Source organism: Kiritimatiellia bacterium (assembly GCA_028715905.1).
GTDB lineage: Bacteria > Verrucomicrobiota > Kiritimatiellia > JAAZAB01 > JAAZAB01 > JAQUQV01.
The window spans coordinates 1-3,166 of sequence record JAQUQV010000123.1 but is presented as its reverse complement, the minus strand read 5'-3'; the positions used below and the strand labels follow the sequence as shown (position 1 = coordinate 3,166).

Here is a 3,166-nt window from a genome sequence, read left to right as displayed (position 1 = left end):
CCGACACGGTCGGCTTCATCCGCCATCTGCCGCCCGGCCTGGTGGCTTCATTTCGTTCAACGCTTGAAGAAATACGCGAGTCGGATATGCTTCTGGTTGTGGCGGATGCCGCCCATGGCCATGTCCGCGAACAAATCAGCGTGGTTTATAAAACCCTGGAGGAAATGGGGGCGGGGCGGATTCCGCGGCTGCTGTTGATGAACAAAACCGACCGCATCAAGGATCAGGACGAATTGGCCCGCGCGTTTCCGGGGGCGCTTTTTATTTCGGCGCGGAGCAAGGACGGGCTGGCGGAGCTGAAAAAAACCATGGCTGGCATGATTCCCGCCGCGGGTTAAAGCCCTAATTCGGATTTGGTCTCGGCGAACATGCGTATGGCAAAATCCAGGTCGGCGATGGTGTGCGCCGCTGAAAGCTGCACGCGGATTCTGGCCGCGCCCTGCGGAACGACCGGATAAAAGAAGCCGATCACATAAACCCCTTTTTCAAGAAGTCGGGCCGCCGTTTTCTGGGCTTTTTCGGCGTCCCCGATCATGATCGGCACGATCGGGTGTTCGCCGGGCTTGATATTAAATCCCAGCGTCGTCATACCCGCGCGGAAATGTCGGGTGTTTTGCATCAGGCGGTCGCGCAGGTCGTTTGAGGCGGAAATAAGTTCAAGGGCCTTGATTGAGGCCGCGGCCACCATGGGCGCGAGCGTGTTTGAGAAGAGATAGGGCCGCGAACGCTGGCGCAGGAAATCAATGATTTCTTTTCGGCCGCTGGTGTAACCGCCGCTGGCTCCGCCGAGGGCCTTGCCCAGAGTGCCGGTGATGATGTCAACCCGGTCCATCACGCCGCGGTATTCGTGCGTGCCGCGGCCTTTTTCCCCGATAACACCGACGGCGTGGGAATCGTCAATAATGACGAGGGCGCCGTGTTTTTCGGCCAGGCCGCAGATTTCATCCAGCCTGGCGATGGCGCCATCCATGGAAAATACGCCGTCGGTGGCGATTAAACGGAAGCGGGCCTTATCCGCTTCCTTGAGCCGGGCTTCCAGCGCGTTCATATCTGAGGTCTTATAACGGAAACGCTGCGCCTTGCAGAGGCGGATGCCGTCAATGATGCTGGCGTGGTTCAATTCATCGCTGATGACGGCGTCCTCCTCGGAAAGCAGGGTTTCAAAAAGTCCGCCGTTGGCGTCAAAGCAGGACGAATAAAGAAGGGTGTCCTCCGTGCCCAGGAAGCGGCTGATCTTCTCTTCCAGTTCTTTGTGGACCGCCTGGGTTCCGCAGATGAAACGCACGGAAGCAAGTCCGTATCCCCAGCGTTTCAGGCCTTCTTCCGCCGCGGCGATAATTGCGGGGTGGGAGGCCAGCCCGAGATAATTGTTGGCGCACAGGTTGAGCGCTTCGCGCCCGCCCCGCACTTTTATTTGGCGGCTTTGCGGCCCCGTGATGACCCGCTCGGACTTGAACAGTCCGTTTTGTTTTATCCGGTCAATCTGGCCGGCCAGGTGTTCTTGCATTTTTCCGTACATGGTTTTATCCCTGATTTGCGTCCTCACGCCGTCCAGTCCAGAACGATCTTGCCGGAATTGCCGGAGCGCATTATTTGAAACGCCTTTTCAAATTCGGTATAATGAAAACGATGGGTGATAACCGGCGCGACGTCCAGTCCGGTCTGGATCATGGAGGTCATTTTGTACCAGGTTTCGTACATTTCGCGGCCGTAGATGCCTTTGATGAAGAGCCCGTTGAAGATGACCGTGTTCCAGTCAATGGCCGTTTCCGGCGGCAGGATGCCCAGCAGGGCGATTTTTCCGCCGTGGCACATGTTGGCGAGCATATCGCGCAGGCCCGCGGGATTGCCCGACATTTCCAGGCCGACGTCAAACCCCTCTTTCATGCCCAGTGTTTTCTGCGCGTTTTTTAAATTTTCGGAGCGCACGTCCACGGCCAGAGTGGCCCCCATTTTCCGCGCGAGTTCAAGGCGGTAGGGATTGACGTCGGTAATGACCACGTAACGCGCCCCGGCGTGTTTGGCGATGGCCGCGGCCATGATGCCGATGGGGCCCGCCCCGGTTATGAGCACGTCCTCGCCGAGGACGTTAAAGGAAAGCGCCGTGTGCGCGGCATTGCCGAGGGGGTCAAAGATGGAGAGAATATCCAGCGGTATTTTCGGGTCGGCGTACCAGACGTTGGTTACCGGGATGCAAAGGTATTCCGCGTAGGCGCCGGTCCGGTTGACGCCCACGCCGCTCGTGTTCATGCAGAGATGGCGCCGGCCGGCCAGGCAGTTCCGGCAGCGGCCGCAGACAATATGCCCCTCCCCGCTGACAATATCGCCGGGGTGAAAATCCGTAACGTTGGATCCCGTCCGTTCCACGCGGCCGACAAATTCATGGCCGATGACCATGGGCGCGGGGATTGTTTTCTGCGACCAGGCGTCCCAGTTGTAAATGTGGACATCGGTTCCGCAGATGGCGGTCTTCATGATTTTTATGAGAACGTCATTGATGCCGGGTTCCGGGACGGGGACTTCCTCCAGCCAGAGCCCCGGCTCGGGCTTCTTTTTTACGATCGCCTTCATTGTTTTCATTTTTTTATTTCTCTTTTCTTTTTTTATTTAGCCGGAAAGATAGTAATCTCTTTCGTGCTTGAATAAAAGTTTTTTTTGGATTGGATCTCACGGCAGTTATCGGCCGGGGAGGATTTATGAAAACGCGCGTCATATATTTTGATCAGGCGTTATCCTACCATGACGCCCTAGCGCTTCAGGAGGAAATGTTGGCGGCGCGGATCAGAGACCTGGTTCCGGACACGGTGCTTTTTCTTGAGCATACTCCGGTTATTACCTGCGGGGTCCGCTCCAGGCCGGAGCAGATTCTGCTTTCGGAAAGGGCATTAAGGGCGAAAGGGATTGAAATTGCAAAATCATCGCGCGGCGGCGCGGTAACTTTTCACGGACCCGGCCAACTTGTCATGTATCCCATTATCAAGCTGGGGGCGGGGGGGGCGGCTGCGGCGGATGGGGCGGGGGGTGTGCGCGGTTATCTCGGCGCCCTTGAAGAGGTGGCCATCCGCACGGCTGAGCTTTTCGGAGTGCGGGCCTGGCGGCGCACGGGCATGACCGGCGCCTGGACGGAGGGGGGCAAACTGGCGGCCATCGGGGTAAGGGTCAGGCG

The 3,166-nt window shown here is 57.9% G+C and carries 4 protein-coding genes; 2 read left to right on the top strand and 2 right to left on the bottom strand.

What is annotated here, in order from left to right:
• Positions 1-338, top strand: a 338-nt coding sequence (locus tag PHP98_12050) for a GTPase HflX (protein ID MDD5484360.1), incomplete at its 5' end; no start/stop codon positions are given.
• Here the strand turns inward: PHP98_12050 and kbl are convergent.
• Together kbl and tdh are read right to left on the bottom strand one after the other, a co-directional pair.
• Positions 335-1,519 (bottom strand): glycine C-acetyltransferase, encoded by a 1,185-nt coding sequence (gene kbl / locus PHP98_12045; protein MDD5484359.1) that lies wholly within the window; start codon positions 1,517-1,519, stop codon positions 335-337. The two genes, PHP98_12050 and kbl, sit on opposite strands and share 4 nt — an antisense overlap.
• A 23-nt stretch (positions 1,520-1,542) precedes the next feature.
• Positions 1,543-2,571 (bottom strand): L-threonine 3-dehydrogenase, encoded by a 1,029-nt coding sequence (gene tdh / locus PHP98_12040; protein ID MDD5484358.1) that lies wholly within the window; start codon positions 2,569-2,571, stop codon positions 1,543-1,545.
• Positions 2,572-2,696: 125 nt separating this feature from the next.
• Between tdh and lipB the strand changes: the two genes are divergently transcribed.
• A partial coding sequence (gene lipB, locus PHP98_12035) for a lipoyl(octanoyl) transferase LipB (protein ID MDD5484357.1) occupies positions 2,697-3,166 on the top strand: 470 nt, incomplete at its 3' end.